Source organism: Wenzhouxiangella sp. 15190 (assembly GCF_003417465.1).
Classification (GTDB): Bacteria; Pseudomonadota; Gammaproteobacteria; order Xanthomonadales; family Wenzhouxiangellaceae; genus Wenzhouxiangella.
Window position 1 is genome coordinate 43,026 of sequence record NZ_QVMV01000002.1, and the last position, 14,678, is coordinate 57,703.

Annotated in this window: 20 protein-coding genes; 12 read left to right on the plus strand and 8 right to left on the minus strand. The window is 60.1% G+C overall.

Annotated features, from left to right (window positions below):
• Positions 1–4: 4 nt before the first annotated feature.
• The 5 genes from lspA (at position 5) to DZK26_RS00325 (ending at position 2,111) form a co-directional block, all read left to right on the plus strand.
• Positions 5–496 carry a signal peptidase II gene (lspA, locus tag DZK26_RS00305; protein ID WP_116897824.1) on the plus strand — a complete coding sequence of 164 codons (492 nt, stop codon included), beginning with the start codon at positions 5–7 and terminating at the stop codon, positions 494–496.
• 133 nt (positions 497–629) lie between these two features.
• Positions 630–860, plus strand: coding sequence for a type II toxin-antitoxin system Phd/YefM family antitoxin (locus tag DZK26_RS00310; protein ID WP_116897823.1), 231 nt, complete (start codon positions 630–632; stop codon positions 858–860).
• A 2-nt stretch (positions 861–862) separates the two neighbouring features.
• Entirely contained in the window at positions 863–1,267 is a 405-nt protein-coding gene (locus tag DZK26_RS00315) for a PIN domain-containing protein (protein ID WP_116897822.1), read from the plus strand.
• A gap of 50 nt (positions 1,268–1,317) precedes the next feature.
• Positions 1,318–1,620, plus strand: coding sequence for a nucleotidyltransferase family protein (locus DZK26_RS00320; protein ID WP_116897821.1), 303 nt, complete (start codon positions 1,318–1,320; stop codon positions 1,618–1,620).
• Complete coding sequence (locus DZK26_RS00325) at positions 1,617–2,111, plus strand: hypothetical protein (RefSeq protein WP_116897820.1); 495 nt, start codon at positions 1,617–1,619, stop codon at positions 2,109–2,111. The genes DZK26_RS00320 and DZK26_RS00325 overlap by 4 nt, the downstream gene beginning before the upstream one ends.
• Positions 2,112–2,430: 319 nt before the next feature.
• Here DZK26_RS00325 and DZK26_RS00330 read toward each other — a convergent pair whose 3' ends face one another.
• Positions 2,431–3,063, minus strand: coding sequence for a Bax inhibitor-1/YccA family protein (locus DZK26_RS00330; protein ID WP_309545071.1), 633 nt, complete (start codon positions 3,061–3,063; stop codon positions 2,431–2,433).
• 243 nt (positions 3,064–3,306) lie between these two features.
• On the opposite strand from DZK26_RS00330, the gene DZK26_RS14685 reads away from it, so the two are divergent.
• The 6 genes from DZK26_RS14685 (at position 3,307) to DZK26_RS14690 (ending at position 7,395) form a co-directional block, all read left to right on the plus strand.
• Positions 3,307–3,672, plus strand: coding sequence for a four helix bundle protein (locus DZK26_RS14685; protein ID WP_116897818.1), 366 nt, complete (start codon positions 3,307–3,309; stop codon positions 3,670–3,672).
• A gap of 205 nt (positions 3,673–3,877) precedes the next feature.
• Positions 3,878–4,648, plus strand: coding sequence for a 50S ribosomal protein L25/general stress protein Ctc (locus tag DZK26_RS00340; RefSeq protein ID WP_116897817.1), 771 nt, complete (start codon positions 3,878–3,880; stop codon positions 4,646–4,648).
• A 14-nt stretch (positions 4,649–4,662) separates the two neighbouring features.
• Entirely contained in the window at positions 4,663–5,241 is a 579-nt protein-coding gene (gene pth, locus DZK26_RS00345) for an aminoacyl-tRNA hydrolase (RefSeq protein ID WP_116897816.1), read from the plus strand.
• A 347-nt stretch (positions 5,242–5,588) separates the two neighbouring features.
• The gene (ychF, locus tag DZK26_RS00355) at positions 5,589–6,680 is read left to right on the plus strand and encodes a redox-regulated ATPase YchF (RefSeq protein WP_116897814.1); all 1,092 of its coding nucleotides are present in this window, start codon (positions 5,589–5,591) and stop codon (positions 6,678–6,680) included.
• A 200-nt stretch (positions 6,681–6,880) separates the two neighbouring features.
• Positions 6,881–7,105 (plus strand): addiction module protein, encoded by a 225-nt coding sequence (locus DZK26_RS00360; protein WP_116897813.1) that lies wholly within the window; start codon positions 6,881–6,883, stop codon positions 7,103–7,105.
• Positions 7,102–7,395, plus strand: coding sequence for a type II toxin-antitoxin system RelE/ParE family toxin (locus tag DZK26_RS14690; protein ID WP_116897812.1), 294 nt, complete (start codon positions 7,102–7,104; stop codon positions 7,393–7,395). The genes DZK26_RS00360 and DZK26_RS14690 overlap by 4 nt, the downstream gene beginning before the upstream one ends.
• A gap of 284 nt (positions 7,396–7,679) precedes the next feature.
• Here the strand turns inward: DZK26_RS14690 and DZK26_RS00370 are convergent, their stop codons facing one another.
• The 6 genes from DZK26_RS00370 to pilB form a co-directional block, all read right to left on the minus strand.
• Positions 7,680–7,994 carry a hypothetical protein gene (locus DZK26_RS00370; RefSeq protein ID WP_116897811.1) on the minus strand — a complete coding sequence of 105 codons (315 nt, stop codon included), beginning with the start codon at positions 7,992–7,994 and terminating at the stop codon, positions 7,680–7,682.
• Positions 7,994–8,233, minus strand: coding sequence for an addiction module protein (locus DZK26_RS00375; RefSeq protein ID WP_116897810.1), 240 nt, complete (start codon positions 8,231–8,233; stop codon positions 7,994–7,996). Before DZK26_RS00375 ends, DZK26_RS00370 begins: the two co-directional genes overlap by 1 nt.
• 141 nt (positions 8,234–8,374) lie before the next feature.
• Entirely contained in the window at positions 8,375–9,238 is an 864-nt protein-coding gene (locus DZK26_RS00380) for an A24 family peptidase (RefSeq protein WP_258870844.1), read from the minus strand.
• An 89-nt stretch (positions 9,239–9,327) separates the two neighbouring features.
• Positions 9,328–10,548, minus strand: a complete 1,221-nt coding sequence (locus DZK26_RS00385; protein ID WP_220337095.1) for a type II secretion system F family protein — start codon at positions 10,546–10,548, stop codon at positions 9,328–9,330.
• 129 nt (positions 10,549–10,677) lie between these two features.
• Positions 10,678–11,217: an ankyrin repeat domain-containing protein gene (locus DZK26_RS00390; RefSeq protein ID WP_181918336.1), complete on the minus strand. Its 540-nt coding sequence runs from the start codon at positions 11,215–11,217 to the stop codon at positions 10,678–10,680.
• Between the two features lie 119 nt (positions 11,218–11,336).
• Positions 11,337–13,058 carry a type IV-A pilus assembly ATPase PilB gene (gene pilB, locus DZK26_RS00395; protein WP_116897808.1) on the minus strand — a complete coding sequence of 574 codons (1,722 nt, stop codon included), beginning with the start codon at positions 13,056–13,058 and terminating at the stop codon, positions 11,337–11,339.
• 326 nt (positions 13,059–13,384) lie between these two features.
• On the opposite strand from pilB, the gene DZK26_RS00400 reads away from it, so the two are divergent.
• Entirely contained in the window at positions 13,385–13,801 is a 417-nt protein-coding gene (locus DZK26_RS00400; protein ID WP_181918343.1) for a pilin, read from the plus strand.
• A gap of 178 nt (positions 13,802–13,979) precedes the next feature.
• Here DZK26_RS00400 and DZK26_RS00405 read toward each other — a convergent pair.
• Positions 13,980–14,678: M48 family metallopeptidase (locus DZK26_RS00405; RefSeq protein ID WP_220337093.1), on the minus strand; the 699-nt coding region annotated here is incomplete at its 5' end.

A 14,678-nucleotide genomic window follows, 5' to 3' on the forward strand; every position in this document is an offset into this window, starting at 1 on the left:
GCCGATGCGCCCGACGCGGTACGGACTGTGGCTGCTGCTGGCAGTAGCCATCGTCCTGCTCGATCTGGCCACCAAGCAGCTGGCCATGCAGCACCTGGAGCTCTACCGGCCCAACGCGGTGTTCTCCTGGCTGAACCTGACCCTGGCGCACAACACGGGCGCGGCCTTCAGCTTCCTGGCCGGCGGCAGCGGCTGGCAGCGCTGGTTCCTGTCGGTGGTGGCGGTCATCATCGTCGCCGTGCTGCTGGTGTGGCTGTGGCGCCTGCCGCACCGCGCCCGCCTGCTGCCGAGCGCGCTGGCGCTGGTCATCGGCGGTGCCATCGGCAACCTGGTCGACCGCATCCGCTTCGGCTACGTCGTCGACTTCATCGACATCCACTACGCCGACTGGCACTGGCCCGCCTTCAACGTGGCCGACTCGGCGATCGTGGTGGGCGTCATCCTCCTGCTTCTCGACAGCCTGCTCCCCGGCCGCCGCATTCATCATCACGAGTGAGCCCGGCGTGCGCCGGGCCAAATTCGAAATTCGAAGCACCAAATCCGAAACAAATTCGAAATCCGAATTTTCGAATGACCGAAACGCGGGAGTATGGCATTATATGACCAATTAGTCATTTCAGGAGCCTGCCATGCGTACGGTACCCGCCGCCGAAGCCAAGGCCCACTTTTCCGAGCTGCTCAAGTCCGTGGAGGCCGGCGAGGAAATCGTCATTACCCGTCGCGGCCGGGCGGTTGCTCGGCTCTCCTCTCAGAAACCACTCAAGGCAGCCGATGTGTTGGCACCGCTTTGGGATGAGCCGCTCGATATCGAATCGCCGGAGGACCGGACGCCGGAGCCCGTGCCGACCTGGGATGACTGAGCATGGCGGTTTACCTGCTCGACACCAACATGTTGATTGCGGCGGTCAAGGGTCGTTCCCCGGTGCGCGAACGGCTTGAAACGATCGATGCCTCCAATATCCTGATTTCTCCCATCGTTCTGGGTGAACTGCTCACCGGGGTCGAGAAAAGCCAAAGGAAATCCGCCAACCGAAAGCGGTTGCTGACGGTCCTGGAAGGGTTGCGGATTGTCGAGTTGGGCCCTGAAGTTGCCGTCCGATACGGCCAGGTTCGCGCTTTCCTCGAATCGAAGGGTACCCCGATCGGGGCGAATGACTTCTGGATTGCCGCTCACGCCCTGGACCTGGGCGCCGTGCTGGTTACCGACAACGAGCGGGAATTCCACCGTGTACCCGGTCTGGACGTCGAGAACTGGCTGGCTAATTGAGGTTGCGAGCTGTCGGAAAAGGCGACACTCGCGCGTTGTACAATCGGCCCATGCGATTGACGCCGGAACAAGTTGAAGCCATAAAAGCCGCAGCGGCGGAAGTGTTCGGTCCGGATGCTGAAGTGTGGCTGTTCGGCTCGCGCGCCGACGACTCGCGTCGGGGTGGTGATATCGACCTTTATGTCGAACTCGGCCGAATCAGTAGTGGGGAACGCACCCGGCTCGAGGCCAGGTTCTGGGCGAAACTCCAGCGTTTGCTGGGCGAGCGCAAGATCGACATCGTCACACATCCGCACGGGGCGCCTGTTCGACCCATCGATCGCCAGGCTCGCAGTTCGGGCGTGCGTCTATGAATAGCAGCGAAATCGTTGAACTCAATCTGGAACCGGCTTTGCGTGAATGCCGGCTGCACGAACGGCGATTGGCCTACGCCCAAGCGCAACTCGCCAACCAACTGCCGCTGTCGGCCTCCGGCTGGGAATCTCTGGACGATGAGACCGTGGCGGACATCGACCAGCTCCTGTTCCGATATGACAAACTGCAGGACGCCAAGGGGCAGCGGCTCTTTCCGGCCATACTGATGCTGGGTGGAGATTGGCGGGAAGATCAGACGTTCATAGATCGGCTCGATCTGCTGGAAAAGCTGGGCGCCATTCCGTCGGCACAGCAATGGAGCGAACTGCGTGCCATCCGCAACAAGATGACTCACGAATACCCCGACGCGCCCGAAGTGAATGCCGCCAATCTGAACCGGGTGGTGGAGTCAATCGGGCCGTTGAGGGAAGCGCTGGATCAGTCCGATTCCTTCGCGAAACGACTGGTCGAGCGCGTCGTTTCTCGGTAGAAGTCGATCGGAGTGTCATCCCGGCCGGAGCAAAGCGAAGAGCCGGGATCTCGCGCCCGGCATCAGCATTGAGAAGGGCCGTGCCTGCCGAGTCGTGCGGGGTCCCGGATATTCGCTTGCGCGAATTCCGGGACGACATACAAAAACCCCGGCGGGTGGCCGGGGTTTCGGTTCGGGATGATGCGTTACGGCCTGACGGCCTTCACGCATCCTAACTCGATGTCGTCCCGGAATCGCCGCAGGCGATATCCGGGACCCCGCACCGATCAACGGGCAAGGCATATCTGATGCCCACTGCCAGATGATCCGTCCGCCTGCCTTACTCCTCGCCGAAGAAGAAGCCGAGCAGGTGCAGCAGGCTCAGGAACAGGTTGTAGATGGACACGAACAGGGTGACCGTGGCCATGATGTAGTTGGTCTCACCGCCCCGGACGATCTGCTGGGTCTGGTACAGGATCAGCCCGCACATCAGCAGGGCGAACATGCCGCTCACCGCCAGGCTTAGGGCCGGCATGCTGAAGATGTAGGCCGCCAGGCCGGCTATGAACGCCACCAGGATGCCGGCGAACAGCATCGGGCCCATGAAGCTGAAGTCCTTCTTCGTCACCATGGCGAAGCCCGACAGGCCGATGAAGGCCACGCCGGTGGTGCCCATGGCGGCCATCACGATCTCGCTGCCGTTGCTGAACATCGTGGTGTAGGCGTTGATGATCGGGCCGATCGTCAGGCCCATGAAGCCGGTCAGGGCAAACGTGGTGACGATGCCCCAGGCGGAATTGCGCAGGGCCTGGGTGGCGAACAGCAGCCCGAAATAGCCGACCAGGGTGATGATCAGGCCGGGATGCGGCCAGTTGTTGACCATCGACAAGGCGGCCGTTCCGGCGCTGAACAGCAGCGTCAGGGCCAGCAGGTTCCAGGTATTGCGCAGCACGCGGCGCGCATTGTCGTCCATCTCGACGGACTGGCCGCGACTGATTGTCTGTGCACGAAGGTTCTCGCTCATTGTGGGCGTTGATCCTCAAGGTTGTGGTGTGTGAACTGCCTATTCTGACCGTGATTCTAGCAGGAAGGTTTCAACGGAACGGGTTGGCTGGTTAGCTTGTTCGCTGGTTGGCTGGTTCGGCGGCCGCGCGGAGTGGCGATCAGTCGGATACCGCTGCTAAACTGAAGGCGAAATTGGCTGTAAGCTCTTGGTATGGGGACGATTTCTCGGTTCGAGGATATCGAGGCCTGGAAGGAGGCTCGGGTGTTGGTACAGCACGTCTATCGCTGCTGTCGGAACACCGCTCTGAGCCGAGATTTCGGACTGCGGGATCAGCTCCAGCGATCGGCGGTTTCGGTGATGGCCAACATCGCCGAGGGCTTCGAGCGAAAGAATCCCAATGAATTCAGACATTTCCTCCGTGTCGCACGCGGATCGTGTGCCGAGGTGCAATCCCACTTGTACGCCGCACTGGATACGGGTCAAATCGAAACCGAACAGTTCGAATTCCTGCAAAAACAGGCAATTGGAACCGCGCGCCGGATCAGCGCATTTCAGCGCTACCTGAATACCGATTAGCAACACACCCAGACGCGCCGAACCAGCCAACAAGCCAACAAGCAAACCAGCCAACATTGCCTTGCCACCAGCCAACAAATCCTGGCCGCCAGGCAGCGTGCTATCGGACTTTTCCGCGAACGTGAAACCGGCTACAATGGCGGGCTTGCTCCGGCGGCCTGGTCGCGGGCTGCCGGTTCGTCAACCCTGAAAAGAGACAACTGTCATGTCGAAGCAATACAAGATTCCGGCAGAAAAGCGTACGGACGTGGGGAAAGGTGCGAGCCGCCGCCTGCGCCGTGCGGGTCGGATCCCCGCCGTGGTTTACGGCGGCGATCGCGAGCCTGCCAGCATTACCGTCGATCACGACTTCCTGCTGCACGAGGCCCATGAAGAGGCGTTCCATTCCTCCATCCTGGAAATCAGCGTCGGCAAGAAGAAGGAGAAGGTCGTCCTGCGTGACCTGCAGCGCCATCCCTTCAAGCCGCTGCTGACCCACGCCGACTTCCTGCGCGTGTCCGAAGACCACGAGATCCGCATGCAAATCCCGCTGCACTTCACCAACGAAGAGCAGTCGCCGGCCGGCAAGGAAGGCGGTGTGGTCATCTCTCACCAGGTGGTCGAAGTCGAAGTCGAGGCGCTGCCGCAGAACCTGCCCGAGTACATCGAGGTCGACCTGTCGAAGCTCGAGCCGGGCGAGAGCGTGATGCTCAGCGACATCAAGCTGCCCGAGGGCGTGATCCTCCCGGTACTCGAGTACGAAGGCGAAGAGCACGACTACTCCCTCGTCTCCGCGCTCTACATCCGTGCCGGCCAGGGTACCGGCGAAATGGCCGCCGAGGCCGATGCCGCCATGGGTGAAGCCGGCGAAGTCGAGACCATCGGCGAGGAAGAGGAAGCCGAAGCCGCCGAGGGCGAAGAAGCCGAAGGCGAGGAAGGCGAGGAAGCCGAAGGCGAGAAGTCCGAGGACGACGACGAGTCCAAGAAGGACCACTAGTTGAAGGACCACTAGTGAGCGATCGCTGGCTGATCGTCGGCCTGGGTAACCCGGGCAGCAAGTACGAAAGAACCCGGCACAACGCCGGGTTCTGGTTTCTCGACGCCCTCGAACGCAAGCAGCCGCTGGGCCTCAAGCCCAACAAGAAACTCCACGGCGAGGCGGCCAAGACACCATTTGCCGGGGCTGATTGCGTGTTCCTGCGCCCGGACACATTCATGAACGAGTCGGGCCGGGCAGTGCGTGCGGCGGCCGACTACTTCGACGTGGTGCCCGAGCGCGTGGTCGTGGCCTATGACGATCTCGATCTGCCGCCCGGCACCGTCAAGCTCAAGCAGGGCGGTGGCCATGGCGGTCACAACGGTCTGAGAAGCACTTTCAGCCACCTGGGCAGCCCGAACTTCTGGCGCGTGCGAATCGGCATCGGCCATCCCGGCATCAAGGAAGCCGTAACGCCGTGGGTGCTCAGTCGCGCCGGAGCCGAGGACGAAAAAGCCATCCAGAACGCCGCAGAGCGCGCTGCAGACGCCTTGCCGGACCTGCTGGAGGGCAACCCGGGCGAGGCCATGAAAAGGTTGCATACAAAGCCGTGATTCTGTCGTCCCGGAATTTGCGCGAGCAAATATCCGGGACCTCGCACGCCGAAATCCGGCAACAATGATGTGTCGTCCCGGCCCCGGATCAGGTCCGGGCAGGCTCTTGAGCCGGGACCTGAAACACGGCAAGAACATATGTCGTCCCGGCCTTGAGCCGGGACCTCGCACGCCGGATTGCGGCACGATTTGGCTCACTGCCGCCGTAAAAGTGCGAGATCCCGGATAACGCCTGCGGCGTTTCCGGGACGACAATGCTTTCCAACGAAAGTCGTCGTAGGATGCGTGAAGGCCGCAGGCCGTAACGCATCATCAATACCAACCAATCGAGCAACGCGAGAAAACCCATGGGCTTCAAATGCGGCATCGTCGGCCTCCCCAACGTGGGCAAATCGACGCTCTTCAACTGCCTGACCAAAGCCGGCATCCAGGCCGAGAACTATCCGTTCTGCACCATCGAGCCCAATGTCGGCATGGTGCCCGTGCCCGACCCGCGCCTGGATGAACTGGCGGCCATCGTCAAGCCCGAGAAGGTCATCCCGACGATGATGCAGTTCGTCGACATCGCCGGGCTGGTCGCCGGCGCCTCGAAGGGGGAGGGCCTGGGCAACCAGTTCCTGGCCCACATCCGCGAGACCGATGCCATCGCCCATATCGTGCGCTGCTTCGAGGACGACGACGTCACGCACGTTTCTGGCCGCGTCGACCCGGTCTCCGACATCGAGACCATCGACACCGAACTGTGCCTGGCCGACCTCGACGTTGCCGAAAAGGCGCTCGACAAGGTCAGCCGCCAGACCAAGTCCGGCGACAAGGAAGCCATCCGCCAGGCGAAACTGCTCGAGCGCGTCGTCGCCCACCTGGGCGAGGGCAGGCCCCTGCGCAGCTTCGAGATGGACGACGAAGATCGCAAGATGCTGCGCACCTGGCAGTTCATCACCCGCAAGCCGGTGCTCTACGTGGCCAACGTCGACGACAGCGCGAGCGAGGACAACGACCACGTCCGGGCGGTACGCGAGCATGCCGCGGCCGAAAATGCCGAGGTGGTCGTGCTGTGCGCGGCCATGGAAGCCGAACTGGCCGAGCTCGACGAGGACGAACAGGCCGAGTTCCTGGCCGACCTGGGCCAGGACGAGCCGGGCCTGCATCGCCTGATCCGCACCGGCTACGCGCTACTGGACCTGCTCACCTTCTTCACGGCGGGCCCGAAGGAAGTACGCGCCTGGACGGTCAAGAAGGGCTCCACGGCCCCGCAGGCCGCCGGGCGCATCCACACCGACTTCGAAAAAGGCTTCATCCGCGCCGAAGTCACCGCCTACGACGACTACATCGCCTGCAACGGCGAAGCCGGCGCCAAGGCCGCCGGCAAACTCCGCCTGGAAGGCAAGGAATACATCGTCCAGGAAGGCGACGTCATGCACTTCCGCTTCAACGTCTAAACCACCCCTGTCGTCCCGGAATTTGCGCCAGCAAATATCCGGGACCCCGCACGCACCCGCGGGCACGGCCCCACTGAGCGGCAACAGCATAGGTGTGAGATCCCGGCTCAAGGCCGGGATGACAGGGAGGAACTGCGGCCAGAGTGGCACCAGTCCAGGCAAAGTGCCAAAATGGAAATGTGCTCCAGAGAGGTGCTCTTATGAGTCGACAGAAAATTGAGGACGAAGCTCTCCACCTACCACGACAGGAGCGGGCAAAACTGGCTCAACGCTTGCTCCTGAGCCTGGATGATCCGTCTTCGGATGAGTTGCGTGCGGAATGGCTGGAAGAGGCTCAACGCCGGGCCGAAGAACTGGATCGTGGCTCAGTAAAGCCTGTACCGGCTGATGAGGTCTTGACGAAAGCACGCTCATTGACTGAATGAGCTACAGGTTTCACCCCTCGGCAGAGGCTGAGTTTCTGGACGCAGTTAGCTACTACGAATCCAGGGCCTTTGGTTTGGGTGCCGCTTTCATTGCGGAATTCGAGGCTCTTGCCAATCTGATTGCTGAGTCACCCAAGGCCTGGCAAGTCGAACTTCGTCCAGATATTCGCAGCGCACCCTTGCGACGATTTCCCGTTTCAATCATTTATCGAGAGCAGTTGAACGGGTTTGAAATTCTGGCTGTCGCACACCAGCGGCGACATCCACAATATTGGCTTGGCAGGACATAGCATGCGCTCAGACAATCGAGAAGTTACCGAGAAGGTTAACCGGGGTGGAAAGAAAGCCACAAAGCGGGTCGATATGGACCATGCATTCAGCGCAACCGCGCCGCTCGTAAGGCTGAGTAATACAGTCGTGATCTATTCGGAACCCCTCAGTTCGGTTGCGCAAGATGAGTGGGAGGCCCTCCGCTGTCCTCGAAGTTGATCCCCTCGCTCCGAGCGATCCTCAATGAAGAACCGGAAAGATGCGTTGCGCTTGCGCTCCACCCATCCTACGGCGCTGTCTGAGTTCAGGGCTTGACCCGGTTGCGCCAATAGCCCGGCTTTCTGGAGTGGTGCGCAAATGCAACTACAATAATTTCTTGAGCGCTTTCAACGACAACAATGTCGAACGGAAAGCGCCGAAGAATTAGTCGTCTCGCACCTTTCGAACCGGCATGACCCGGCATGGGGGAGAGTGGGACAATCCCCTCCTCAATTAAGTAAAGCCCAGCATTAACAGCGTCGATGAAATCGGTTCCCAGGCCGCGTCGTTCAGTTTCGTACCAGGCAGCAGCTGCCTCTGCTTCTTCGCTGGCCTCCCTGAGAACACGGACTCTTGGCACTAAGCGCTCTCGATTTTGGCTTGTAGCCGTCGTCGGAACTCAGCCCGGTCAATCAATTCAGCCTGCCCCTCCTCGATTTCATTGATGCGAAGCATGATCTCTCGATCCCAAGCGTCTTCGACATCGTTGTCTCGGGGCGCATCCAGGCTTTGAAGTAACTCATGAGCCAACTCTGCCCTATCGGCTTCGGAAAGCGCCAGAACCTCGGAACGTAATCGATGAAGTGGTTCTGTGGCCATGGGACCTCCGGATCTTGATGGTGAGCCTATGTTATCGCCCATTTCCAGTCGCCACAATCGGCTTTCCCCACAGTGCCGCAGGATGCATGAAGGCGAAGCCGTAACGCATCAAACAAGCCAACCAGCCAACCAGCCAACCCGTCAGGGATACAACCAAAACTCCACAATCGGCTCTCCCCAAAGCAAGGCGATCCACCCCGCGGCCGCCAGGTACGGCCCGAAGGCGATCGGCACTTCCTTGCCCCGGCGCGTGGCGATCATGATGGCGATGCCGGAGATCGCGCCTACCAACGACGCCAGCAGGATGACCACCGGCAACACCTGCCAGCCCATCCAGGCGCCCACGGCCGCCAGCAGCTTGAAATCGCCGTAGCCCATGCCTTCCTTGCCGGTGAGCAGCCTGAACAGGTGAAACACCGCCCACAGCGACAGGTAACCGGCAATCGCGCCGATCACGGCGTCCTCCAGGCTGGCGAACAGCCCCAGCCACAGGTTCAGCCCCAGGCCCAGCCACATCAGGGGCAGGGTGATCTGATCGGGCAGCAACTGGTAGTCGAAGTCGATGCCGGTGGCCACGATCAGCATCCAGGTGAACACCAGCGCGGCCAGCCCCTCGGGCGTGGCGCCGAAATGCAGGATCACCGCCGCCGAGAGAACGGCCGTGACCAGCTCGCCCAGCGGATAACGCCAGGAAATCGCCTCGCCGCAGTGCCGGCACTTGCGCCCCAGCACCAGCCAGCTCAAGACAGGAATATTGTCGTACCAGGCAATGCCCTTCTCGCATTTCGGGCAGTGCGAGCGCTGGACCACCAGCCCGGGCGGCGCCGGCTCGGCCTGGTCGATCTCGAGCAGCTCGCGGCATTGACAGCGCCAGTCGTGAAACAGCCGCGCCGGCAGGCGCAGAATCACGACGTTGAGAAAGCTGCCCACAACCAGCCCGAAAACGAAAACGGCGGTCGCAAGGACCGCCGGCGGCAGAGCATTCAAAGATTCAAGAAATTCCACCCAAATCACCCTCTATCACTGGCCACCGGAGCAAACGCCCCGGCGCCCGAAACCTTCACACTTAACACTTCAAACTTAGCACTAAGGTTTTAAATTACTGCACCCATCTGGAAGATCGGCAGGTACATTGCGACAACGAGCCCGCCGACAACAACGCCGACGAACACGATGATGACCGGCTCGAGCAGGCTGGAGAGTGCATCGACCGTGTTGTTGACCTCTTCTTCATAGAAGCTGGCCACCTTGTCGAGCATGGCATCGAGCGAACCGGCTTCCTCACCGATGGCCGTCATCTGGATCATCATGGGCGGGAACAGGCCCGTCTGTTGCATGGCCAGCTGTAGCGAGTGCCCGGTAGCCACGTCTTCCCGGATCTGCAGCGTGGCGTCTTCGAAGACGACGTTGCCCGTCGCGCCGGACACGGTCTTGAGCGCCTCGACCAGCGGCACGCCGGCGGCAAAAGTGGTCGACAGCGTGCTGGCAAAGCGGGCCAGGGCCGACTTTTCCAGTACCATGCCGATCACGGGCAGCTTGAGCGACATTCGATCCATGAAGTGCGCGAACTTCTGATTGCGCTTGCGCAACTGGATGATGCCGACGATGGCGCCGATGAAGGCAACCAGAATCAGCCAGCCCTGGTCTCGCATGAACTCCGACATACTGACCACCAAACGGGTAAACGCCGGCAGATCCGCACCGAAGCTCTGGAACACTTGTTCAAACTGTGGGATGACGAGCACAAGCAGTAGTGCGGTCACGCCGATCGCCACGGTGATCACGGCGGCCGGATAGAACAGGGCCTTCTTGATCTTGCCCTTGATGGTCTCGATGCGCTCCTTGTAGCTCGCAATGGAGTCCAGCACCTTGTCCAGCACACCGGCCGACTCCCCGGCCTCGACCAGGTTGACGTAGAGATCGTCGAAATAGTAGTGATGCTTGTCCAACGCTTCGGCCAGGGTGCTGCCCGATTCCACGTCGGTCTTAACATCGTTGATCAGCTTCTTCAGGCGCGGATTCTCGGCCGCCTGACCGATGATGCCGAAAGCCTGAACCAGCGGGATGCCGGAATACAGCATCGTTGCCAGCTGGCGGGTGAAGACCGCGATATCCTTCGGCTTGATGCGCTTGCCGGTGCTGCCGAACAGGGGCTTGGGCTTGCGCTTGACCCGGCCGGGAACGATGCCCTGCTGCCGCAACTCGGCCTTGACGATCATCTCGTTGCGGCCGACTCGCTCGCCCTTGAGCTTCTTGCCCCGCCGATCCTTGCCTTCCCAGAGGAAGGTTTGCATCTGTTCCTGGGTTGTTGCCATCTGGCCGCGCTCCTGGATGTTGACCTGCACCGTGGTAATCAAGCTCAACGTGCAGAATGGTTTGTACTCGGGTGATTTTGCGCAGTTTATGCGCCAAATTCAAGCAGGCCGGCAGGCGATGTCGTTAACCTAGCCGCCTCGGAAAATACGGGTTACCTCTCTGAAATCCGATGCTTCGGCCATCTGATAGGGCGTGCTACCGGGCAGGTGCACGTTCCCGCGCACATCCGGCTCGCTTTCGGCAAAAGTTCGCAGGCTGGTTCTCGCGCCGCCGGACATCAGCAGGATCACCATCTCCGGATTATTGGCGCGCACCGCTGTGTGCAGTGGGGTTTCTCCCGCCGACTCGTCGCGGATGTTCGGATCAGCCCCGGCTGAAATCAGGGCCCTTGCAACGGCGGTCTGGTCGTGCCATGCGGCGACATGTAGCGGCGTTTGTCCGTTTCGCTTCTGCACGTTCGGATCGGCGCCGGCATCAAGTGCTTCATAGATTTCGCCGACCTCGCCGCTTTCCGCCGCCGAGAAAAGCTGGCGTTCGTCGAGGCTGATACTGAAATAGATGGATATGCCCCAGGCCACCAGACCGACGACAATCAGCGTCGGGATCAGCGAGAGAATCGCCTTCCTGCGCTTTTTTTTCTTCTGTTCTTCGTACTCGTATCCCCACACGGCGCCGATCCCTCGGTTTCGGTTGGCCCCTTCAATCTCTCCAATTGGGCTGGCTGCCGTCCCCCTCGGCCCGGCCACCCTAACCGTAGACTATACCAGAGCCCAAGCTCCCGGCACCCTCAGTCCTTGGTTACGCGGTTCATCTCGGCCAGGCTGATCTTGCCGCCCTTGACCTTGTTAAGCGCCGCTCGGCGCAGGTCGATCACCCCGTCCTCGGCGGACTGCTTCTCGAGTTCCAGCGAACCGCCGCCTTCGAGGATGATCTGTTCCATTTCTTCCGAGATGGGCATCACCTGGAAAACCCCCGAACGGCCCTTGTAGCCGCCGGTGCACTGGTCGCAGCCGCCGGCCTGGTACACCTTGATGCCTTCGCCGACCTCTTCTTCTGTAAAGCCGAGCTTGAGCAGGGCGTCGTCGGGCACTTCCTCGGGCTTCTTGCAGGAGTGCAGCGTGCGCGCCAGGCGCTGGGCCAGCACCAGGTGCACGGTCGAGACGATGTTGTAGCTGGGCACCCCCATGTTCATCAGTCGGGCCACGGAAGCCGGCGCATCGTTGGTATGCAGGGTCGAAAGCACCAGGTGACCGGTCTGGGCGGCCTTGATGGCGATTTCTGCCGTCTCCAGGTCGCGGATTTCCCCGACCATGATGATGTCGGGATCCTGGCGCAGGAACGAGCGCAGTGCCGCGGCGAAGGTCAGGCCCTGCTTGACGTTCTGCTGGACCTGGTTGACGCCCTTCATGCGGATTTCCACCGGGTCTTCCACCGTGGAGATGTTGCGGCCCTCGTCGTTGAGGATTCCCAGGGCAGTGTAAAGGGTGACCGTCTTGCCCGAACCTGTCGGGCCGGTGACCAGCACCATGCCGTAGGGCTTGGAAATGGCCGCAAGGTAGTCGTCCTGCTGTTTTTGCTCGAAACCCAGCTTTTCCGGTCCCAGGAAGGCGCCCGAGGAATCCAGGATACGCAGCACGATCTTCTCGCCCCACAGGGTCGGGCAGGTGGAAACGCGGAAGTCGTAGGCCGAGCCCTTGGAGACATTGAGCTTGATGCGCCCGTCCTGCGGTACGCGGCGCTCGGCGATATCCAGGCTGGCCATCACCTTGAGGCGAGCGGAAAGGCGCGGCGCCATGCGCCTGGGCGGGCGAACCTGAGTGACCAGAACGCCGTCGACGCGGAAACGAACCCGGTATTCATCCTCGTAGGGCTCGAAGTGGATGTCCGAGGCACCCTTGCGGATGGCGTCGACCAGCACCTTGTTGACGAAGCGCACCACCGGGGCCTCGTCGGCACCGGCTGCGTCGCTGCTGTCTTCTTCCTGTTGTTCGCTGGAGTCGAACTTGAGGTTGTCGAGATCGTCCTCGTCCTCGGTCAGCTCGGTGAAGGCCTGGGCCGAGCCGGCCAGCGCCCGGTCCATCGCTGGCTCGATGGCGCTGTAGGGCGCCAGAATGGCCTCCACGGCCAGCCCGGTTGAAAACGCGATCTCGTCGATGCCCGCCTTGTTGCCCGGGTCGGCAACGGCCACGAAAAGCCGTTTGCCGCGCTTCATGATGGGCAGGATCAGGTGCTTGCGAACCAGATCCTCACTGACCATGTCCACCGGGGCGTGCTTGAGGTTGACCGCCGCCAGGTCCACCAGCGGCATCCCGAAGTCCTCGGCCGCCAGGTGGGCGAAGCCCATGGCGTCCACTGCCTTCTCGCGGACCACGTGGCTGGTGAAAGTGCGGCCCTTTTCCGTCGCCTTCTCGGCGACTTGCAGGGCCTTGTCCTCGGTCAGCAAGCCGGCCTCGACCAGTTTGCGGCCGAGGGTGGGTAGGCGCATTATCGAGGCGGGCTGGGCTGGCATCGGCCAATATCTCCTTGAGACTGGAGCAAATCCTAGCTGTTAGGCTCTGATTTTGCAAAGGTTCTAACTTTCAATCTGCTCTGGAATGTGACAAATTACGCCAATAACTGACAATTTTTGTCAACTTGAGCGGTGTGTAAACGTGAAACGCAGCACAAAGTGCTGAAATGCATCCCGAATGCCGTCAAAGGGCGGCTTCTATATGTCGTCTTGTGGTGTGATTGGCACGGTACATGTAAGATGGATGGTGATCGCGAGTTACATAACCACGCGACCCATAGAAACTGTCTTTAGTTAATTGAACAGGGAGTTCCCCCATGAAAACGATCCGCAAACAATCCGGTTTTACGCTCATCGAGCTGATGATCGTGATCGCCATCATCGCCATCCTGGCGGCCATTGCCCTGCCGGCATACCAGAGCTACGTCGTTCGCACGCAGGTTTCTGAAGTCATCACTGCCGCTTCTGGAGCCCGCACGGAAATTGCCGAGTATGTAGCCTCCAATGGTGAGCTGCCGGGCGCATATTCTGTCCAGGAGCAAGAGTCTAAATTTGTCGAATCCGTGACGTGGAGCGATGGCAGTGAAAGAATCGAGGCGAAAGCTCGATCCACGAATAGTGACGACGTCAATGGAGAATTCATCTATCTGACACCGACGGTTAACAGTGCTAACAATACGGTCGCCTGGGTTTGCGATGGAAGTATTCCTGATAATTTCCGTCCCGGAAGCTGCCAGGGCTAGAAAAGGTGGTTCAGTTTTAATCGATCCTATTCTTACTCTGTAAAGCCTATGCCCCCGCTCCATGCGGGGGCCTTTTTTTTAGAAAATAGACAGCTTCCGGTAGCAGAGCTTTCCCTCATTATTTGCTCTCCATGAGGTCGAGCTCCAAGGCACATATCCATTAGAACGAAATATAACCTCATCTCTCATTTTCGTTTCTTTCAAGTTGCACGGCGCTCAAGCTATCGAGCAAATCATTCAGCCTTTGTCGCCAAATAGCCCGGCTGATGATTCCTTCAACGGGAGGATTTCGGATTGATTCCTTCAGGTGACTTATTGCCATATTGAGGTCACCGCTTTCCACCATAAAATACGCCATCAGCACTGCGGCCTCCAGATTGGGTCGAACATCCATGGCTGAACGTAACGCGTCCGTTGCCGCAACATAATTTTCTCTATGCTCTTCGATCTGCGCCCGTGTAAACAGAAGGTCCACCCTTGCACTCGGATGAATGATCTGATCTGGGTTGTCGGAAGCCGCAACTAGGAGCGTTTCTACCGCTTCAACATCTAAATGGCGGCAATTCGAATCTGAGGCGCGGGCGGCTAGCTGCTGAATCATGTTCGTATGATTGACATTCAGTACTGGAATTGTTGCCACATCAGAAGCCGCGCGCTCAATCTTGTCTTTGTACCTTGAGGCATCCGTGTCGCATATACCCAGTGCTTGCAGTGGAAAAAGCGGATTTCCGGGGTGGTCCTTCATGAAACGTTGATTGAGCTGGGATGCCAAATTCGAATCTTCTTCGTTACTATAGAAATTGTAGAGGTAGACGGACGCCCGAACCGAATCCCGGTTGTGTATATACCAGATCTCCGAAGATAGTTGATGGTTTCC

What these genes read in the sequence shown, in the direction of transcription:
- lspA (WP_116897824.1), top strand. Translation starts at nt 5, where the DNA reads ATGCGCCCGACGCGGTACGGACTGTGGCTGCTGCTGGCAGTAGCCATC.
- DZK26_RS00310 (WP_116897823.1), top strand. Translation starts at nt 630, where the DNA reads ATGCGTACGGTACCCGCCGCCGAAGCCAAGGCCCACTTTTCCGAGCTG.
- DZK26_RS00315 (WP_116897822.1), top strand. Translation starts at nt 863, where the DNA reads ATGGCGGTTTACCTGCTCGACACCAACATGTTGATTGCGGCGGTCAAG.
- DZK26_RS00320 (WP_116897821.1), top strand. Translation starts at nt 1,318, where the DNA reads ATGCGATTGACGCCGGAACAAGTTGAAGCCATAAAAGCCGCAGCGGCG.
- DZK26_RS00325 (WP_116897820.1), top strand. Translation starts at nt 1,617, where the DNA reads ATGAATAGCAGCGAAATCGTTGAACTCAATCTGGAACCGGCTTTGCGT.
- DZK26_RS00330 (WP_309545071.1), bottom strand. Translation starts at nt 3,063, where the DNA reads ATGGACGACAATGCGCGCCGCGTGCTGCGCAATACCTGGAACCTGCTG.
- DZK26_RS14685 (WP_116897818.1), top strand. Translation starts at nt 3,307, where the DNA reads ATGGGGACGATTTCTCGGTTCGAGGATATCGAGGCCTGGAAGGAGGCT.
- DZK26_RS00340 (WP_116897817.1), top strand. Translation starts at nt 3,878, where the DNA reads ATGTCGAAGCAATACAAGATTCCGGCAGAAAAGCGTACGGACGTGGGG.
- ychF (WP_116897814.1), top strand. Translation starts at nt 5,589, where the DNA reads ATGGGCTTCAAATGCGGCATCGTCGGCCTCCCCAACGTGGGCAAATCG.
- DZK26_RS00360 (WP_116897813.1), top strand. Translation starts at nt 6,881, where the DNA reads ATGAGTCGACAGAAAATTGAGGACGAAGCTCTCCACCTACCACGACAG.
- DZK26_RS14690 (WP_116897812.1), top strand. Translation starts at nt 7,102, where the DNA reads ATGAGCTACAGGTTTCACCCCTCGGCAGAGGCTGAGTTTCTGGACGCA.
- DZK26_RS00375 (WP_116897810.1), bottom strand. Translation starts at nt 8,233, where the DNA reads ATGGCCACAGAACCACTTCATCGATTACGTTCCGAGGTTCTGGCGCTT.
- DZK26_RS00385 (WP_220337095.1), bottom strand. Translation starts at nt 10,548, where the DNA reads ATGGCAACAACCCAGGAACAGATGCAAACCTTCCTCTGGGAAGGCAAG.
- pilB (WP_116897808.1), bottom strand. Translation starts at nt 13,058, where the DNA reads ATGCCAGCCCAGCCCGCCTCGATAATGCGCCTACCCACCCTCGGCCGC.